Annotated in this window: 1 protein-coding gene; it reads left to right on the top strand. The window is 69.1% G+C overall.

The annotated features are described in order from the left end of the window. Positions 1 to 2,278: SDR family NAD(P)-dependent oxidoreductase (locus BMY35_RS37455; protein ID WP_143080855.1), on the top strand; the 2,278-nt coding region annotated here is incomplete at both ends.

The following is a 2,278-nucleotide window of genomic DNA, read 5'->3' as shown; positions in this document are numbered from 1 at the left end:
CCGAGGCGCAGGCGTTCGAGGAGGACGTGCGCTATCGGGCAGCGACGCGCGAGGTGATGCGCCTGGAGGAGGTGCGCGAGGATGCCGAGCAGGCGCAGGCGCAGGCGCAGGCGCAGGCGTTGGTGCCGACGCCGTGGAAGCGCGGGGGCGTGTACCTGATCAGTGGTGGTGCCGGGGGCCTCGGGTTGATCTTCGGCAAGGCGATCGCGACGGCGGTGTCGGATGTGACGCTGGTGCTGACGGGGCGTTCGGTGCTGGGTGCCGAGAAGCTGCAGCAGCTGCGGCAGCTGGAGGCGCTGGGCGCGCGCGTGGTGTACCGGCAGGTGGACGTGACGGATGCCGAGGCGGTGGCCGCATGTGTGCGGGAGGTGGTCCAGGCACACGGTGGGCTCACGGGCGTGATCCACACGGCCGGGGTGCTGCGCGACAGCTTCCTTGTGAAGAAGACGGAGAGCGAGTTGCGTGCGGTGCTCGCGCCGAAGGTGGCGGGAGTGCTGGCGCTGGATGCGGCGACGCGAGATCAGCCGCTGGAGGTGTTCGTCAGCTTCTCCTCGGCTGCGGGCATGCTGGGGAACGTGGGCCAGACGGACTACGCGGCGGCCAACGCGTTCCTGGATGCGCACGCGGCGCTGCGTGCGGCTGCGGTGCAGGCGGGCGAGTGCTCGGGTCGCACGCTGTCGATGGCGTGGCCGCTGTGGGCAGAGGGCGGGATGCGGGTGGATGCGGCGACGCGGGATCGACTGTGGCGCAGCGCAGGGTTGGTGCCGCTGGGGACGCCGGAGGGGCTGTCGGCGCTGGCGCGTGCGCTGTCGCTGGAGGGGGCGCCTCGGGTGACGGTGCTCTCGGGCGAGCGCAGCCGCATCGAGCAGGAGGGGCTCAGGATCCGCAAGCCGGTCGCTTCGGCGCCCGAGGCGGACGCTGGACCGATCGAGGTGGACGGCGTGGTGATGCCGGCCGATGTCCTGAAGGAGCGCACGGTCCGTCATCTGGTGCGCCTCTTCGGGGCGACGCTGGAGCTATCGGAGGATCGGGTCGATGCCGAGGCGGCGCTGGAGCGCTACGGGGTTGATTCGGTGATGGTCACCCAGATGACGAACGTGCTCGAGGAGGACTTCGGGACACTCTCGAAGACGCTGTTCTTCGAGTACCAGAGCATTGCGGAACTGGCGGGCTACTTCATCAAGCAGCACCGAGGCCAGCTGATCGGGTTGCTGGGCCTTGGCGGCAGCGCGCAGGCTGCGCGATCCGATCGATCGGCGGCGGCGGCAGAACCGCCGCCCGGCAAGGCGACCGCTGCGGGAAGGCGCGGGCGGCCGCGCTTTGCGGCGGTCTCCAGGGAGGAGGTCCCGACGACGGCCGGGGGTGCACTCGATGTGGCCATCATCGGCCTCAGCGGGCGCTATCCGCAGGCGAACTCGCTCGAGGAGTTCTGGCACAACCTCGCGCACGGCGTGGACTGCGTGACGGAGGTGCCGGCGGAGCGCTGGGATCACAGCCGCTACTTCGACCCCGAGAAGGGGAAGCTGGGCAAGTCCTACAGCAAGTGGGGCGGGTTCGTCGATGGCGTGGATCGGTTCGATCCGCTGTTCTTCAACATCTCTCCGCGCGAAGCCGTGGTGATGGATCCGCAGGAGCGGCTGTTCCTGCAATGCGTGTACGAGACGATGGAGGATGCCGGTTACACCCGACAAGACCTGGCTGGAAGGGCACGGGACACGGGTCCGAGCGGTAGTGTTGGTGTGTTTGTGGGCGTGATGTACGAGGAGTACCAGCTCTACGGTGCGCAGATGGAGCCGGGCGTTGCGCTCGGAGGCAGTCCTTCGTCGATCGCCAACCGGGTCTCGTATTTCTGCAATTTCCACGGCCCGAGCCTGGCGATGGACACGATGTGCTCGTCGTCGCTGACGGCGATCCACCTGGCCTGCGACAGCCTGCGCAACGGGAGTTGCGAGCTGGCCGTGGCCGGCGGCGTGAACGTGACGGTGCACCCGAACAAGTACCTGATGCTGTCCCAGGGGCAGTTCGCCGCGAGCAACGGGCGCTGCATGAGCTTCGGGACGGGAGGCGACGGCTACGTGCCAGGCGAGGGCGTGGGCGCGGTGCTGCTCAAGCCGCTGGCGCGCGCGGTGGCCGACGGCGACCGGATCTACGGCGTGATCAAGGGCACGGCGATCAACCACGGTGGGAAGACCAACGGCTACACGGTGCCCAACCCGCAGGCGCAGGGAGAGTTGATCGAGGATGCACTGCGCAAGGCGGGCGTGCACCCGCGCACCAT

The organism is Variovorax sp. YR750 (assembly GCF_900109805.1).
Lineage (GTDB): Bacteria > Pseudomonadota > Gammaproteobacteria > Burkholderiales > Burkholderiaceae_C > Variovorax > Variovorax gossypii.
Note: the sequence above shows the minus strand (reverse complement) of the source record. Positions and strands in the feature narration are given on the sequence as shown.